16 protein-coding genes are annotated in these 15,578 nt (G+C 72.5%); 7 read left to right on the top strand and 9 right to left on the bottom strand.

Translation table 11 applies throughout. From position 1 onward, the window contains the following. The first annotated feature begins 166 nt into the window (after positions 1 to 166). From BKA18_RS24705 to BKA18_RS24695, 3 genes are all read left to right on the top strand, one after another. Positions 167 to 1,621: a penicillin-binding transpeptidase domain-containing protein gene (locus tag BKA18_RS24705; RefSeq protein WP_366045529.1), complete on the top strand. Its 1,455-nt coding sequence runs from the start codon at positions 167 to 169 to the stop codon at positions 1,619 to 1,621. A gap of 177 nt (positions 1,622 to 1,798) precedes the next feature. Then, the gene (locus BKA18_RS24700) at positions 1,799 to 2,284 is read left to right on the top strand and encodes an HD domain-containing protein (protein ID WP_366045530.1); all 486 of its coding nucleotides are present in this window, start codon (positions 1,799 to 1,801) and stop codon (positions 2,282 to 2,284) included. 234 nt (positions 2,285 to 2,518) lie between these two features. Then, on the top strand, positions 2,519 to 3,379 hold the full coding sequence (locus BKA18_RS24695) for an ABC transporter ATP-binding protein (RefSeq protein ID WP_429638605.1): 861 nt from the start codon (positions 2,519 to 2,521) through the stop codon (positions 3,377 to 3,379). A gap of 112 nt (positions 3,380 to 3,491) precedes the next feature. Here BKA18_RS24695 and BKA18_RS24690 read toward each other — a convergent pair whose 3' ends face one another. From BKA18_RS24690 to BKA18_RS24680, 3 genes are all read right to left on the bottom strand, one after another. Beyond that, the gene (locus BKA18_RS24690) at positions 3,492 to 3,926 is read right to left on the bottom strand and encodes a DUF2267 domain-containing protein (RefSeq protein ID WP_366045531.1); all 435 of its coding nucleotides are present in this window, start codon (positions 3,924 to 3,926) and stop codon (positions 3,492 to 3,494) included. A gap of 84 nt (positions 3,927 to 4,010) precedes the next feature. Further along, positions 4,011 to 4,406, bottom strand: a complete 396-nt coding sequence (locus tag BKA18_RS24685; protein ID WP_366045532.1) for a DUF2267 domain-containing protein — start codon at positions 4,404 to 4,406, stop codon at positions 4,011 to 4,013. 95 nt (positions 4,407 to 4,501) lie between these two features. Continuing rightward, complete coding sequence (locus BKA18_RS24680) at positions 4,502 to 4,933, bottom strand: Hsp20/alpha crystallin family protein (RefSeq protein ID WP_366045533.1); 432 nt, start codon at positions 4,931 to 4,933, stop codon at positions 4,502 to 4,504. 126 nt (positions 4,934 to 5,059) lie between these two features. Here BKA18_RS24680 and BKA18_RS24675 point away from each other — a divergent pair, with 126 nt between their 5' ends. After that, positions 5,060 to 5,737: a type III effector protein gene (locus BKA18_RS24675; protein ID WP_366045534.1), complete on the top strand. Its 678-nt coding sequence runs from the start codon at positions 5,060 to 5,062 to the stop codon at positions 5,735 to 5,737. 51 nt (positions 5,738 to 5,788) lie between these two features. Here BKA18_RS24675 and BKA18_RS24670 read toward each other — a convergent pair whose 3' ends face one another. Further along, positions 5,789 to 6,898 (bottom strand): ferritin-like domain-containing protein, encoded by a 1,110-nt coding sequence (locus BKA18_RS24670; RefSeq protein WP_366045535.1) that lies wholly within the window; start codon positions 6,896 to 6,898, stop codon positions 5,789 to 5,791. Positions 6,899 to 7,064: 166 nt separating this feature from the next. Here BKA18_RS24670 and BKA18_RS24665 point away from each other — a divergent pair, with 166 nt between their 5' ends. The 3 genes from BKA18_RS24665 (at position 7,065) to BKA18_RS24655 (ending at position 9,128) form a co-directional block, all read left to right on the top strand. Then, a complete protein-coding gene (locus BKA18_RS24665) occupies positions 7,065 to 8,012 on the top strand; it encodes an AurF N-oxygenase family protein (protein WP_366045536.1) in 948 nt (315 codons plus the stop codon). Positions 8,013 to 8,084: 72 nt separating this feature from the next. Further along, on the top strand, positions 8,085 to 8,825 hold the full coding sequence (locus BKA18_RS24660) for a TetR/AcrR family transcriptional regulator (RefSeq protein WP_051006962.1): 741 nt from the start codon (positions 8,085 to 8,087) through the stop codon (positions 8,823 to 8,825). A 36-nt stretch (positions 8,826 to 8,861) separates the two neighbouring features. Beyond that, complete coding sequence (locus BKA18_RS24655) at positions 8,862 to 9,128, top strand: hypothetical protein (RefSeq protein WP_211823499.1); 267 nt, start codon at positions 8,862 to 8,864, stop codon at positions 9,126 to 9,128. Between the two features lie 115 nt (positions 9,129 to 9,243). Here BKA18_RS24655 and BKA18_RS24650 read toward each other — a convergent pair whose 3' ends face one another. The 5 genes from BKA18_RS24650 to BKA18_RS24630 form a co-directional block, all read right to left on the bottom strand. Continuing rightward, positions 9,244 to 10,497, bottom strand: a complete 1,254-nt coding sequence (locus BKA18_RS24650; RefSeq protein ID WP_366045537.1) for a styrene monooxygenase/indole monooxygenase family protein — start codon at positions 10,495 to 10,497, stop codon at positions 9,244 to 9,246. Positions 10,498 to 10,586: 89 nt separating this feature from the next. Beyond that, positions 10,587 to 11,201 (bottom strand): GTP-binding protein, encoded by a 615-nt coding sequence (locus BKA18_RS24645; protein ID WP_366045538.1) that lies wholly within the window; start codon positions 11,199 to 11,201, stop codon positions 10,587 to 10,589. Between the two features lie 34 nt (positions 11,202 to 11,235). Continuing rightward, positions 11,236 to 11,583, bottom strand: coding sequence for a DUF742 domain-containing protein (locus tag BKA18_RS24640; protein ID WP_006603131.1), 348 nt, complete (start codon positions 11,581 to 11,583; stop codon positions 11,236 to 11,238). A gap of 47 nt (positions 11,584 to 11,630) precedes the next feature. Then, on the bottom strand, positions 11,631 to 12,131 hold the full coding sequence (locus BKA18_RS24635; protein ID WP_366045539.1) for a roadblock/LC7 domain-containing protein: 501 nt from the start codon (positions 12,129 to 12,131) through the stop codon (positions 11,631 to 11,633). Then, a complete protein-coding gene (locus tag BKA18_RS24630; protein WP_366045540.1) occupies positions 12,128 to 15,109 on the bottom strand; it encodes a sensor histidine kinase in 2,982 nt (993 codons plus the stop codon). The genes BKA18_RS24635 and BKA18_RS24630 overlap by 4 nt, the downstream gene beginning before the upstream one ends. Positions 15,110 to 15,578: the final 469 nt, after the last annotated feature.

Genomic DNA, 15,578 nt, shown 5'->3' with positions numbered 1-15,578 from the left:
GCAGGAGCGGGGCGGGGAGCCTCGCCGGGCGGGACACCCTGTTCGGGACGGGGAGCTGGGTGGCGGGCTTCCTGAAGCCGACCGGTACGCCGTCCCGGAGCCGGCCGCCCTCGGCCCCGCCGCCGGCCCCGGCCGACGAGGCCTCCTCGTCCCCGGAGGCCGGCCGTTGATCCGCTGCATCCGCCACACCGCCGCTTTCTCCTTTCTGCTCCTCGTCGCGGTGCTGGTCAACGCGGCCCGGGTGCAGATCTTCGAGACGGAGCACTACGGCCACAGCCCGGCCAACCGCCGCACCTCGATCGCCCGTTACGAGCAGCCGCGCGGTGCCCTGCTCGTCGCGGGCCGACCGGTGACCGGCTCCCGGGACAGCGGCGGGCGGCTGCGCTTCGAACGCAGCTACACCGAGGGGCCGCTGTATGCGCCGGTCACCGGCTACTCCTCGCAGATCTACGGGACCTCGCTGCTGGAAAGCGCCGAGGACGGCGTGCTCACCGGCGCCGACGACCGGCTCGCCACCTTCCCCTGGTGGGACCGTCTCACCGGCGCCCACCGGCCGGGCGGCAGCGTCCACACCACCATCAACCCCCGGATGCAGCGCGCCGCGTTCGACGGCCTGGGGGACAAGAAGGGCGCGGTGGCCGCGATCGAGCCGCGCACCGGCAGGGTGCTGGCGCTGGTCAGTACGCCCTCGTACGACCCGGGTGAGCTGTCCGGCAACGGCACCGCGGTCGGCGCGGCCTGGCGCCGGCTGAACGGCGCCGAGCCGCGGCCGATGCTCAACCGGGCCCTGGGGGAGACCTATCCGCCCGGCTCCACCTTCAAGGTCGTCACCGCGGCGGCCGCGCTGGAGAGCGGCAAGGTCACCGATATCGAGGCCCCGACGGACTCCCCCGACCCCTATCCCCTGCCCGGCACCGCCACCCGGCTCGGGAATGCCGCGAAGGGGTGTGCGGACGCTTCGCTCAAGGACGCGTTCCGGGCCTCGTGCAACACCGTCTTCGCGCGGCTGGGCGCCGAGGTCGGGCTGCGCGGCATGGCCGCCACCGCCGGGAAGTTCGGCTTCAACGACCGCCGGCTGCGCATCCCCTCGCCCGTCGCACCGAGCACCTTCGACACCCGGATGGATCCCGCGCAGGTCGCGCTGTCGGCCATCGGGCAGTACGACACCGCCGCCACGCCGCTCCAGATGGCGATGGTGTCGGCGGTGGTCGCCAACGGGGGCCGGTTGGCGCCGCCGTACCTCGTCGACAAGGTGACCGATGCCCGGGGCGTCCTGGTCGAGGACGGCCCGCACCTCCCTGCCCGCCAGGTGATCGGCCCGGTCACGGCCCAGCAGCTCCAGGAGATGATGGTCGACGTCGTCGCGCACGGCAGCGGCCGGCGCGCCGCCGTCAAGGGCGCCACGGTCGGCGGCAAGACGGGCACCGCGCAGCACGGGGTGCACAACGAGGGCATGCCGTATGCCTGGTTCATCTCCTGGGCGCGGGCGAAGGACAGCTATGAGCCGGCCGTCGCGGTGGCGGTGGTGGTCGAGGACGCGGCCGCCGATCGCGCGGACATCAGCGGCGGCGGGAGCGCGGCGCCGATCGCCCAGGCGGTGATGGCGGCGGCGGTCGGGTGAGGTCCGCGGGCGGGGCGGGCTGGTTGCGGCCCGGCCGTCGGTGCTGCGGCCCGGCCGTCGGCGCACGGCCCCGCCGTCGGTGCTGCGGCCCGGCCGTCGGCGCACGGCCCGGCCGTGCCGGGGCCCGTCCCCCGGAGCCCCCTGCACCGCCCCCGGCCGCCGCGTCACAATGGCCGTATGGCTGATGCGATCCCGCCCATGGAACCCGCTGCTCCCCCGCTGTTGTCCCTGGCCGAGGTGGAGGCACTGCCCCGGCGGGTGCACTCCGGGCAGACCGACAAGGCCGGCCGCCCCTATGCCGAGCATCTGGCCGCGGTCGCGGCGGGCGTACGGGAGCGGGGCGGCAGCGAGGAGCAGATCGCCGCGGCCTGGCTGCACGATGCGGTCGAGGACAGGGCGCTGAGCCGCGAGTGGCTGGCCGGCGCGGCGCTGAGCGTGGCGGCCAAGGCGATGATCCTGGCGGTCACCAAGCAGGCGGACGAACCGGTCGAGGAGTACACCGCGCGCATCCTGGCCACCCCCGGGGCGCTGCTGATCAAGGAGTCGGATCTCGCGCACAACGCCGATCCGGAGCGGCTGGCCGTACTGGACGCACCGACCCGGCAGCGGCTGACGGAGAAGTACGCCCGGGTGCGGGCCCTGTTGGGGTTGACCGGGCCGTAACCGCCAACGGGCCCCCGCCGTTCGGCACGCGCGCACGGTGCCCGCGCGGCATCCCCGGTCCTGGCCGCTGGGCCGCCCGGCCTCCAAAGCTCTCCCCCGCCCCCTCCCCCTCCTCCCCCTTCGGGGGAGGGGGCGGGGGGTGGGTTCGGGGGTGGGGGGACGGCACCCCCGCCGCCGGGGTCCACACATCGGACGCCCGCACAGAAAGGTGTCATACGCAGCTAGTCTGCGGCGATGACCTCTCCGCAGCCTTCGCAGCCCACGGAGCCCGCGCCGTCCGCACGGACCGCTCCGCCCCCCGAAGCCGCCCGCGTGATCGCCGCCCTGGAGGGCGTCGGCGTCCGCCGCCACACCACCGGGCAGGTCATCCTCGACGCCGTCGACTGGACCGTACGGGCCGGTGAGCACTGGGCGCTGCTCGGCGCGAACGGTGCCGGCAAGACCACCGTCCTGCGTCTCGTCGGGGCGCTGATGTTCCCCACCGTCGGCACCGTCGAGGTGCTCGGCCACCGGCTCGGCTCGGTGGACGTGCGCGAACTGCGCGCCGTCATCGGCCTGGTCTCGGGCGCGCAGAAGGTCCCGCAGGACGCGACCGGCCACACCGTCGTCCTGACCGGCGCGACCGGCACCGTGCAGCCGCTGTGGCGGAAGTACGACGACGCCACCCGTGAGCGCGCCCATGAGCTGCTCGCCGAGCTGGACTGCAAGGAGCTGGCGGACCGGCCGTACGGGGTGTGCTCGGGCGGCCAGCGGGCCCGGATCCTGATCGCCCGCGCGCTGATGGCCGACCCCCGGCTGCTGCTGCTCGACGAGCCGTTCAACGCGCTCGACCTGCCCTCCCGCGAGGACCTGATCGATGCGCTGCACCGGCTGGCCGCGGGGCGGCCGGAGCTGTCGACGGTCACCGTCACCCACCATCTGGAGGAGCTGTCCCCGGCCGTCGGCCACGCCCTGCTGCTGCGCGAGGGCCGGGTGCAGGCCCGCGGCCCGGTGGACGAGGTGCTGACCGGCGCGCGGATGACGGCCTGCTTCGGCCGCCCGATCGAGGTGTCCCGGCACGAGGGGCGCTGGCTGGCGCGGTCGGGAAGGCGCTGAGCCCCGAGCCGGGGCGGGGGCCGGTGCCTGCCCCGGCTCTCGTCGTCCGCCGTGCGGCAGGGCGGCGGCACGGCATCGGGAGCTCGGCGTACGCGGTGCCGGCCGGGCGGCCTCAGGCGGCCCGGGTGAGTTCGGCGCGGCCGAACAGGAGCGCGTAGCCGGCGGGGAGCTGCTGGAGGATGCGGGTGAGCAGTCCCTCGCCCGCCAGGTCGGCGACCGCGGCGAGGACGGCGCCGGTGTCCCAGCGGACGGTGGCGGGGCTCGCGCCGCTGCGGGTGGCGAGGTCCTTGACAAAGCCCCAGCCGGTGCGGGGTTCGGTGTCGGGGATCTGCGCGGTGAAGAGGAGTGCGGCCTCGACGGGCAGGCGGGCGGCCAGTTCGACACGTTCGTCGCCGGTCAGCTGCCGGCCCAGGCCGGCCAGCACGAGACGGACGGCTTCCGCGGCCCGTTCGCGGGTGGGGTAGGTACCTTCGTACCGGATCCTCTCCAGCATCTGATGGAACGTCATGGCCGGTACGGGCCGGGCCGATTCCTGCTGCACGTCCATTGCTGCGACGGTCGCCTTTCTCGTCTCTGGTTGTGGTGGGTCGGCCGGTGCCCGGCAGGCGCCGGGCACCGGTGGTGCGGGAGGTCAGGTGGACCGGGGGTGGCCGAAGAGGAGGTCGTAGCCGGCGGGGAGCTGGAGCAGGATCTCGTTCATGAGGTCGTCGCCCGCGGCATCGGCGGTCACGCTGAGCACGGCTCCGACGTCCCAGGTCGCCGTCTCCTCGGTGGCGCCGTCGATCCAGGCCGCGGTGGCGCGGACGAACCGCTGGGGGGAGAGCGGCTCGGCGGCCTCCAGCGGGTTGAGCAGGATCAGGGCGTAGGTCTCCGGGAGGCGCGCGGCCAGTTCGGCCCGCACCTCACCGACCAGATGTGCCCCCAGCAGGGCGAGGATCACGCGGGCCGCGCGTTCCGCTTCCTGCCGGGTCCCGTATTCGCCGCGTTCCTGGACACGCTCCAGGAACGCTTCCTCTCGCAGGACCACCTCGGGCCACCCCCTTTCGTCTCTGGGGCGGAGGACGGGCACCGAAGAGGGACCGAGTCCCGTCCTCCACCGCCGCTACGGGCCGGCGGCCTCGCTCACCCGCGGATCTGCCGGGGGGCGGATTCGCTGCCGATGGCGATCTTGCGGGGCTTGGCGCGCTCGGCGATCGGGATGCGCAGGGTCAGCACACCTGCGTCGTAATCGGCCTTGATGTGCTCGGTGTCGAGGGTGTCGGCCAGGACGATCTGGCGGGAGAAGGCACCCAGGGGGCGCTCGGACAGCTCCAGCTGCACATCGTCGGCCTTCGCCACGGGCCGGCGCTCGGCCTTGACCGTCAGCATGTTGCGTTCGACGTCGATATCGATCGCCTCCGGGGTGACCCCGGGCAGATCGAACGCCACGACGTACTCGTCGCCTTCGCGGTAGGCATCCATCGGCATCGCGGACGGCCGCGACCAGGTGCCGGAACCGAGCAGCTGCTGGGTGAGCCGGTCGAGTTCGCGGAAGGGATCGGTGCGCATCAACATCGCGAAACACCTCCAGAGGATCGGGCAGTAACTGCCAATGCGCTTCACCTGTCCTCTGTTGTAGCATGTCGTCTAATGGATGACAAGGCGAACGTCATCGAAATGATGACGAACCGAGGAGGTCCCATGTCCCCGGCCGACGAGACCGCACCCCCTCGCACCGGCAGCCCGGCCCCTGCCTCCTTCCTCGCCGCCGCGGCGGCCCTGGAGGCCATCAACCAAGCCGTCCATGCGGCCCAGAGCGCCGACGCCGAGGAACCGCCGGGCTTCGACGAGGGCCCCGGCAAGGCGCTGGCCTCCCTCCTGCTGCTGCGCGAGGTCCGCGAGCAGCTCGACGGCTGGGAGACGGGTCTGATCGAGACGGCCCGGCAGGCGGGTGCCAGCTGGGCCGATCTCGCCCGGCCGCTCGGCGTCGCCAGCCGCCAGGCCGCCGAACGCCGCTATCTGCGCCAGCGCCCCGGCCCCGCCGGAAGCACCGGTGAGCAGCGCGTCCAGGCCACCCGGGACCGCCGCGCCGCCGAGCGCACCGTCGTCGCCTGGGCCCGGGACAACGCGGCCGGCCTGCGCCGCCTCGCCGGCCAGATCACCGCCCTCACCGATCTCCCCGCCGCCTCCCGGGGCCCCGTGGACCTCCTCGACGAGGCACTCGGCAAGGACGATCCGGTCGGGCTCATCGCCCCCCTGACGGCCGCCCGCCCCCATCTGCAGCCGGGCCACCCCGACCTCGCCGCCCGTATCGACGTCTTCACCGGCCACACCGCCCGGCTCCGCGGCCACGGCGACCACCCGCGCCACGGCACCTGAACCGCGGGCCGCGGCACTCAGGGGCGGTTCCGCTCCGGGTGGTACGGGCGGTCAGTCGTCCGCCGCGCCCTCCGCGACGGCCGCCGCGACCTCCGCCGTACGGGCCTGCTCCTCGGCCGCGAAGCGCTCCGCGTCCAGCTTTTCGGCGAGTTCCTCGTCCTCGGCCATCAGCAGATCGAGGTTGGAGTCGCCCATCTCGAAGACGCCCATGTCCACATAGGCGCGCTGCAGGCGTTCACCCCACAGGCCGATGTCCTTGACGCAGGGCACGATCCGGCTGAACAGCAGCTTCCGGAAGAGGTGCAGGAATTCGGAGTTCTCGGTGAATTCGGCGGCCTCCTCGGGCGGAATGCCGAAGTTCTCCAGGACCTCCAGGCCGCGCAGCCGGTCACGCATCAAGTAGCAGCCCTCGATGACGAATTCCTCGCGTTCCCGCAGTTCGGCATCGGTCAGCTGCTTGTAGTAATCGCGCAGCGCCATGCGCCCGAAGGCGACGTGCCGCGCCTCGTCCTGCATGACATAGGCGAGGATCTGCTTCGGCAGCGGCTTGGTGGTGGTATCCCGGATCATGCCGAAGGCGGCCAGCGCCAGGCCCTCGATCAGCACCTGCATCCCGAGGTACGGCATGTCCCAGCGGGAATCCTTGAGGGTGTCGGAGAGCAGCGACTGGAGATTGTCGTTGATCGGGTAGAGCATCCCGATCTTCTCCTGGAGAAAGCGGCTGTAGATCTCGGCGTGCCGCGCCTCGTCCATCGTCTGGGTGGCGGAGTAGAACTTCGCGTCGAGATCCGGGACGGATTCGACGATCCGGGCGGCGCACACCATCGCGCCCTGCTCACCGTGCAGAAACTGGCTGAACTGCCAGGAGGTGTAGTGCCGGCGCAGATCACCGCGGTCCTTCTCGGTCATCTTGTCCCAGTACTTGGTGCCGTACAGGGACATGGACTCGTCCGGGGTGCCGAGCGGGTCCTGGGGGTCGACCTCCAGGTCCCAGTCGATCCGCAGGGTGGCGTCCCACTGCTTGTCCTTGCCCTTCTGGTAGAGCGCGAGCAGCCGGTCCCGTCCGTCGTCGTAGTCCCAGCTGAAGCGGGCCGCACCGGAGGCGGGCACCTTCCACACGGGGTCGCCTGGGCCTTGCACATAGAGATCTCGGCTCGACACGGATGCCTCCTCGGCTCGCCAAACGCCTTGTCACAGGCGGTCGTTGGCAGGCTCACACGTTTCTTACCGGCGGGTCAATAAGTCGTGCACGGGGGATTGACGAGCTTGCTGACAAGCAGTCTCATAAGAAGTGAACGCGGGTAACCCAGGAGCGAGGTAGCCACCCATGACGAGCGCGCCCACCGACATGACCGTGACGGACACCGAAGTCCTGCGGGACGCCCTCGGTCTGCTCAAGGACCGGGAACAGGTCGCCGAGCGGCTGCTCGACTCCTCCGCCCGGCACTCCTTCGACCCCGACACCGAACTCGACTGGGACGCGCCCCTCGAAGAGGGCAAGTGGTTCTGGCCGCCGGAGCTGGTCTCGCTCTACGACACCCCGCTGTGGCGGAAGATGTCCCTGGAGCAGCAGCAGGACCTCTCCCGCCACGAGGCCGCCTCGCTCGCCTCGCTGGGCATCTGGTTCGAGATCATCCTGATGCAGCTGCTCGTCCGGCACATCTACGACAAGCCGGTGACCAGCGCCCATGTCCGTTACGCGCTCACCGAGATCGCCGATGAGTGCCGGCACTCCAAGATGTTCGCCCGCATGATCCACAAGGGCGGCGCCCCGGCGTACCCGGTCTCGCGCGTCCACCACAACCTCGCCCGCGTCCTCAAGACGGTCTCCACCACCCCGGGTTCGTTCGCCTGCACCCTGCTCGGCGAGGAGATCCTGGACTGGATGCAGCGGCTGACCTTCCCGGACGAGCGGGTGCAGACGATCGTGCGCGGGGTGACCCGCATCCATGTCGTCGAGGAGGCCCGGCATGTGCGCTACGCCCGCGAGGAGCTGCGCCGCCAGATGATCACCGCGCCGCGCTGGGAGCGGGAGTTGACCCGCATCAGCTCCGGTGAGGCGGCGCGCGTCTTCTCCCTCGCCTTCGTCAACCCGGACGTCTACCCCCATGTCGGTCTGGACCGGCGCGAGGCGCTCGCACAGGTCAAGGCCAGCGGCCACCGCCGCGAGGTGATGCAGTCCGGCGCCAAGCGGCTGACCGACTTCCTGGACGAGATCGGCGTACTGCACGGCCTGGGCCGCAGGTTGTGGCGCCGCTCAGGTCTGCTGGCCTGAAGGATCCTTATGAACCGTCCAGTAACCGAGCACCTGTCCGAAGCGGAATCCAGGGCGGTTACGCTGCTGTTCATGAACGGCAGCGGCACCGCCCCAGCAGTACCCCGACCCGCCTATCGCAGGCTGAGCGTCGAGCAACGCCGCAGCCAACTACTCACCGCCGCGCTGGGCCTGTTCGCCCAGCGCGCGCCCGAGGACGTCTCGCTGGACGACGTGGCGACCGCGGCCGAGGTCTCGCGCCCGCTCGTCTACCGCTACTTCCCCGGCGGCAAGCAGCAGTTGTACGAGGCCGCGCTGCGCAGCGCGGCCGACATGCTGGAGCGCTGCTTCGCCGAGCCGGAGAGCGGCCCGCTCACCCAGCGGCTCTCGCGCGCGCTGGACCGTTATCTGGCGTTCGTCGACGAACACGACGCGGGCTTCAGCGCGCTGCTCCAGGGCGGCAGCGTCGTGGAGACCGCCCGGACCTCCGCGATCGTGGACGAGGTGCGGCGGGCCGCCGCCGACCAGATCCTGCGGCATCTGGGCGAGCCCGAGCCGGGCCTGCGGCTGCGGATGACCGTACGCATGTGGATCACCGCCGTCGAGGGCGCCTCCCTCATCTGGCTCGACGAGGACAAGCAGCCGGCCCTCGACGAGCTGCGGGACTGGCTGGTCGACCACTTCATCGCCCTGCTGACCGCCACCGCGGCCAGGGACCCGCAGACCGCCAAGGTGACCCGGGCGGCGCTGAAGCTGGAGGCCGCCGACGGCCCGGCCGGCGGGCTGGCCCGCCGCATGCTGCCCGTGGTGAGCGACGCCACGCACCTGCTGTGAGCTGCCGCCCCGCCGCCGTGGTGGGAGACTGACGGCGTGCGAAGCGAGAACACCCCGTTCGTCGGCGGGCCGCTGGACGGCCGCGTACTGCCCGTGCTGGTCGGCATGACCGGCCAGCCGCCGAAGACGTACGAGGTCCCGGTACCGGACGCCGGCGGGGGCCCGCCGGTGCGACACGTCTACCGGCGCGTGCCGGGGCGGGTGGGCCGCCTGGGGCTGCCGCACGGGTGGCGCTACGAGTACGACCCGGAGGGGAAGAGCTCCGGGGACGGGCCCAAGTGGCCCTGGCGGAAGCGGCGCTGATCCGGGGCCCGTCAGGGCTGCCGTGACGGGCCGCGGGCCGCGTCGGCGGCCCCAAAGGCACGACGGCATACGGCGGTGCACCCCGCGGCTCAGGGGGCGCACCGCCGCAGGGAGATCAGCTCGTCAGTGACGCCAGGTAGGCGTTCGTCTTCTCCGGCTCGTAGAAGAAGTTCTCGAAGTCGGACGGGTCGTCGAAGCCGTTGGCGAAGCGGTCGGCGGCGGGCTGGAGCTGGCCGGCCGCGCCGATGAGGTTCAGGACGTGCTCCGGCGGCGGGCCCAGCATCGCGTTGGTCCACTTGGTGACGTGCTGGGCGGTGTTCCAGTAGCGGTCGAAGGCGGACTGCATCCACTCCTCGTCGAACGGCCGCTCGCCGCGCTCCACGATGGCGGACAGGTAGGACGCGGCGCACTTGGCGGCCGAGTTCGAGCCCTGGCCGGTGATCGGGTCATTGGCGACGACGACGTCCGCGACACCGAGGACCAGACCGCCGGAGGGCAGCCGGCCGATGGGGTTGCGCACGGTGGGGGCGTAGCGGCCGGCCAGGGTGCCGTTGGCGTCGGTCAGTTCGGCCTTGGTGGCGCGGGCGTACTCCCAGGGCAGGAAGGTCTTCATCAGGTCGAGCGTGATGTCGAGGTGCTCCTGGGGGTCCGTGACGCCCTGGAAGGCGTCCAGCGGGCCGCCGGGTATGCCCTCCCAGAAGAGGATGTCGGCGCGGCCGGAAGTGGTGAGCGTCGGCATGACGAACAGCTCGCCGACGCCGGGCACCAGGTTGCAGCGCACCGCCTCGAACTCGGGGTGCTCGGGGCGCGGGCCGACGCCGTGCACGTAGGAGACGGCGAGCGCACGCTGCGGGGCGTCGTACGGGGAACGCGCGGGGTTCCGGCCGAACATGGACACCAGCTCGCCCTTGCCGGCCGAGACCAGCGTCAGGTCGTAGCGGCCGGCGAAGAAGTCCAGGTCGGAGACGGCCGCGCCATGGATGACGAGTTGGCCGCCGCGCTGCGCGAAGGTCTCCATCCAGCCGGCCATCTTCACGCGCTGGTCGACGGACTGGGCGTAGCCGTCGAGCCGGCCGACCCAGTCGATGGCGCGCTGCGAGCCCTCGGGCGCCTCGTGGCTGCCCGGGGCGGCGACCGAGACGCCGAGGCCCTCGATGCGCGGGGCCTGGCTCTCCCAGAAGTTGACCTGCAGATCCCGCTCGTGCTGGAGCGCGGTGTGGAACATGCACTGGGTCGACATCACCCGCCCCGCGCGGATCTCATCGGCGGTGCGGTTGGACATGAGGGTGACCTCATAGCCCTTCGACTGGAGGCCGAGGGCCAACTGGAGACCGGACTGGCCGGCTCCGATGACGAGTATTTTCCGCATGGCGGCACTCTTCTCTGCTACTGCGGTTGTTCGGGGGTGAAGTGGGGGGGTGGCAGGGTGCCCGGGGGAACGGGCCGCTCCGGAGACCGCTACTCGGGTGCGGTCTCCAGGGCGTGGCCGACCAGTGCCAGCAGTGCCTGGATCACCGTGGTCCGCCGGCGCGCATCCATGATCACCACGGGCACGTGAGCGGGCACGGTCAGCGCATCGCGGACGTCCTCCACCTCGTAGGCGTCGGTGCCCTCGAAGTGGTTGACCGCGACGACATAGGGCAGTCCGCAGCTCTCGAAGTAGTCCAGCGCCGGGAAACAGTCCTCGAGACGGCGGGTGTCGGCCATCACGATCGCACCGATCGCACCGCGCACCAGGTCGTCCCACATGAACCAGAAGCGCTGCTGTCCGGGCGTGCCGAACAGGTACAGCACCAGCTCCTGGTCGAGGGTGATCCGCCCGAAGTCCATCGCGACCGTGGTCGTGGTCTTCTCCGGGGTGGCGGTCAGATCGTCGGTGTCCTCGCTGGCCTGGGTCATCACCGCCTCGGTCTGGAGCGGGGTGATCTCCGAGACCGATCCGACGAACGTGGTCTTGCCGACGCCGAAGCCGCCCGCCACCACGATCTTGGTGGCGATCGGCGCCTGCGAACGGTCCGTCTGCCAGCTCTGCAGCCCCGCGTCGGCCGCGGCCGCCGGATCGCCCTGACCCACGGATCCGGCGGTCGCCGTCCCGGCCGATATCGTGTCAGAGCCTGTGAAGTCCACTCAGCACCCTTTCGAGCAGCGCGCGGTCGGGCCGGCCGGAGCCGTGCCCGGTGCCGTAGACGCGAATCTTTCCCTGGTCGGCGAGGTCGCTGAGCAGTACCCGGACCACGCCCAGCGGCATCTTGAGGAGCGCGGAGATCTCCGCGACCGAGCGCATCCGGCGGCACAGCTCGACGATCGCCCGCATCTCCGGCATCACGCGGTCGCCCCAGCCCCCGGAGGTGAGCTCGCGCCGCTCCTCGGGCGCCTCCAGCGCGGCGACGAACGTCTCCACGAGCAGCACATGGCCGAATCGCGTCCGGCCGCCGGTGAGCGAATACGGCCGCACGCGCGAGGGTTTCCGGTCCCCGCCTCGGACGGGGAGTTTGGGGGTACTCACTGGGCGCTCTCCATCGACTTGCGCAATTCACTGCGGAGTTCGGGGGTGAGGACATGTCCGGCCCGGCCGACGAACAGCGCCATGTGGTAGGCGATGACGTTCATGTCGCAGTCCGGAGTGGCATGCACGCCGAGCAGCGAACCGTCGCTGATCGACATGACGAACAGGCTGCCCTCGTCCATCGTGATCATCGTCTGCTTGACCGCACCGCCGTCCATCAGCTTCGCGGCACCGTTGGTGAGGCTGCCGAGCCCGGAGACGATGGTGGCCAGATCCGCGCTGGAGCCCCGCGGCCCGGCGCGCTCCTCCGGCCGGGCCTCGTCCTGGCTGCGGTCGGGGTCGGGGTCGGAGGACAGCAGCAGCAGGCCGTCGGAGGAGACCACCGCGACCGAGCGGATGCCCGGCACCTCCTCGACGAGATTGGTCAGCAGCCAGTGCAGGTTCTGTGCCTGGCTGCTCAGGCCCTGTCCGTAAGCAGTGGGCGCTTGCGCATTCAATCGCGTGCCTCCTCGACAACGTGGCTCTCTCCCGGGGCCCCCGCTCCGTCGGTGTCCGTCGGTGGGATGGTCTGCTCCGTTGTACGTTCCGCGATCTCGGCCTCGACGTCGCGTCGGCCGACTCGCGCCCCCGCCTGGAATCCGCCGAGCCGGCGCCGCAGTGCCTCGGCGTTTGCCGCACCGCTCTTGCGCGGGGCGACGGGCGCCTGCTGCTGCGCCACCACCTTGGGGCTGCGCTTGGGCAGCCCGGTGGCCGTCCGCCGCTTGCCGGTGGCCGGGGCGGCGGCGGTCTCTGGGTCGGCCGGTTCGCCGGCCTCCGGCGCCTCGGCGGGCGCCGCGGCGTCGGTGGGTGCGGCCTCGGTGGGTGCGGCCTCGGTGGGTGCCGCGTCGGTGCCGGGCCGGGTGTGCTGGTCCGGCCCGATGGCGTACGGGTCGGGCGCGGCGTCGGGACCGGGGACCGGGGCGGCGGGCGCCTGGCCGGGGCGCCCCTCGTCCTCGGCCCGGAAGTGGTCGCCGGCCCGGAAGTGGTCGCCGGTGCCCTGGGTGGTGGCGGCGTACGGTCCGGGCGACTGCGGGCCGTACGGGCTCGGTTCGGACGGGGAGTAGGTGGTCGGGCCGGACGGCTGCCCGTCGGGCGCCGCTCCGTCCGCGCCGCCGAGCCCGGCGGCGTCGATCGCCCGCTCCGCGGCGGCGACGAACGGGTCGGCTTCGGGTGCCGGCGCCGGGTCCGGGGTGGCGTCGTGGCGGGGTTCCGGAGCGGCCGGGTGCCCGTCGGGCCGCTCGGTGTCCGCGGCCGGTGCCCGGTCGTCGTACCTGGCCGGGGCCGCGGCGTCCGGCGTGCCGTGCAGCGCCGCCGGTTCCGTGCGCGCCGCCCGGGTCGGCAGGGCGTTGGAGTTCGCCTCGGCGACCGAGCCCGGCAGGCCCGGGGAGTGCGCCAGGTCCGGGGACGCGGCCACCGGGGGGCCCGACGGCGCCGGGCGGGTGGGCAGGATCGAGCCGGGCAGCACGATGACTGCGGTGACGCCGCCGTGCTTGGCGTCCCGCAGCTGGACCCGGACGCCGTGCCGGGCGGCCAGCCGCACCACGACGTACAGCCCCAGGCCCAGCGCCTCGTCGATGGTCTCGGAGGACGAGGCGGCCTCGACGTCACAGAGCCGCTCGTTGAGCTCGGCCATCCGCTCCGAGGTCATCCCGATGCCCTCGTCCTGGACCGAGAGCATGACCTCGCCGCTCTCCAGCAGCCAGCCAGCCAGCTCGACATGGGCCTTCGGCGGGGAGAACGCGGTGGCGTTCTCCAGAAGTTCGGCGATCAGGTGGCTGAGGTCGTCCGCGGCGAACCCGGCGACCTGGGAGTGCGGCGGCAGCGACTGGATGACCACCCGCTCGTAGCGCTCGATCTCGCTGATCGCGGCGCGCAGCACGTCCAGCAGCGGCACCGGCCCCTGGTGGTTGGTGCTGTGCTGCTCCGCGCCCGCCAGGACGAGGAGGTTCTCGCTGTTGCGGCGCATCTGCGCGGCGAAGTGGTCCAGCTTGAAGAGGGTTTCCAGCCGCTCGGGGTCCTGCTCGCTCTCCTCCAGCGACTCGATGACGACGAGCTGGCGCTCCACGAGGCCCAGGGTGCGCAGCGAGAGGTTGACGAACCGGCCGTGCACCCCGTTGTGCAGGGCCGCCAGCCGCTCGGTGAGATCGGCGATCTCTTCCTTGAGCGTCTCGCCCTGCTCCTGGAGCACCTCGCGCTCGGCGACCAGCCGCTGCCGGCCGCCGATCAGCCGCTTGCGCTCGCCCTCCAGCTCGGCGGTACGCCGCGCCAGCTCGCCGACCTGGGCGTGCAGCGCATTGACGGACCCCACGGCGGCGGCGAATTCGTCGTTGCGGCCCGTGTAGCTGAGGGGCTCCTCGTGGGCGGGGTCGGCGGCCAGTCGCTTGGCGCCGAGCCGCAGCGCGGCGAGCGGCTGGGTCAGCGAGCGGGCCGCCCAGACTCCGGCGCCGACGGCCAGCAGCAGGCACAGCGCCTCCAGACCGATGCGCAGCTCCAGCTCCGACACCGCGTCGTCGCGCAGCGTGCCGAGCCGCTGGACATCGGTGGTGGCCATGGCGGATTCGACGCCCCGCATCAGTCCGATACGGGTGGTGAGGGCGGCCTGCACCCGCGAGCGGCTGAGCCGCAGATCGGCCGCGTCCAGCCGGGGCTGATCGGTCAGCCGGGTCAGATAGCGCTCGGCGGTGGTGACGTCGGCGCCGTTGACGGTGCTGTCGTAGCGGTCGCGGGCGCGCTGGCTCGCGGCCTGCTCGAAGTCGCCCAGTGCGCTCTGTTCACGGGTGTGGGCGACCTGGGCGAGGGTGGTCAGCCGGGGCTGGCTGCCGCCCGCGGTGAGCCCGGCGAGCAGCAGGGCGCGGGTGCCGGCGGCCTCTTCGGTGGCGCGGCCCAGTGCGGGCAGCGCGCGCAGGTCGGCGTCGGCGGCGTCCGCGCGGGCGGGCAGTCCGCGGGCGATGTCGTCGCTGATCGCGCCGAGCGCCTGGAGAGCCTGGGTGTAGGCCCCGTAGATCCGATCGGCCGATTCGCGCCCGGACAGCGCCTGTTGACGGATGTGCGGGAGGGTGGCCAGCAATTTGGCGGCGGAGGCGTAGACGGCGGTGTCACCCGAGGCGTCCTGGGCCTCGGTGCGCAGCTCGCCGATCTGCTGGTCCACGCGGGCGCGCTGGGCCCGGGAGACCGTGGCCGCCTCGCTCCCGGCGCCGGGCCGTGCGGCGCCGGTTTTGGCGGTACGGCTGCCGCGCACGGCGGCGTAGGCGGTCATCCCGTCGCGTTCGTCGGCGAGGGAGTGCGCCAAGGCGATGGCGCGGACGTTCAGCTCCGCCAGATCGACGAGTTGCTGACTGCTGGTGGCGTCGTCGGCCGTCGCCGTCAGGCCGGGGGCGCCGGCGCCGAGGACCGCGGTGGCCACGACGGCCACCGCCCCGACAAGCCGGTTGCGCACCCGCGCAGGACGGCGTCCCGAGCCGCCCTCGCCGGCCGTGTCCTGCCCCTTACCAGGAGCCGAGTCCGTGCCCGGTCCCGCGATCGAACCGGCCGGTGATCCCGGCTTCCCTGCGCCGCCCCGAAGCCGCATCTTCCGCACCGCTGCTCGCATTCCTGTCTCGCCTGCTCACGCCCTGTGGCGTCGCGGACCCGGCTCGCTCTCCGCTCGCGGGGCGGATCTGCGCGAAAAACGCAGCAACGCACACGTCCGCGAGGGGTAACAGCCCGGCTCTGCGCGTCGCGACGAGCGTCCTGGCCCCACCCCATGATCCGGGCAACGACCATTCCACCGGCGCCGCGCAGTGGCTCGGCAACACATGCCCGGCCACCTGAACGAGTGAACATCAATCGGAGTTTGGCCATCAACTTCCCCGCGCGAACGTTTTCGGCCGCAACCCCTGGCAACCCCCGGACGGGTTTGGAGATGC

Origin of the sequence: Streptomyces auratus (assembly GCF_050433025.1) — a bacterium.
In the GTDB taxonomy this organism is placed as follows: Bacteria; Actinomycetota; Actinomycetes; order Streptomycetales; family Streptomycetaceae; genus Streptomyces; species Streptomyces sioyaensis.
The sequence above is the reverse complement of the archived record's forward strand: the minus strand, read 5'-3'. Positions and strand labels throughout refer to the sequence as shown.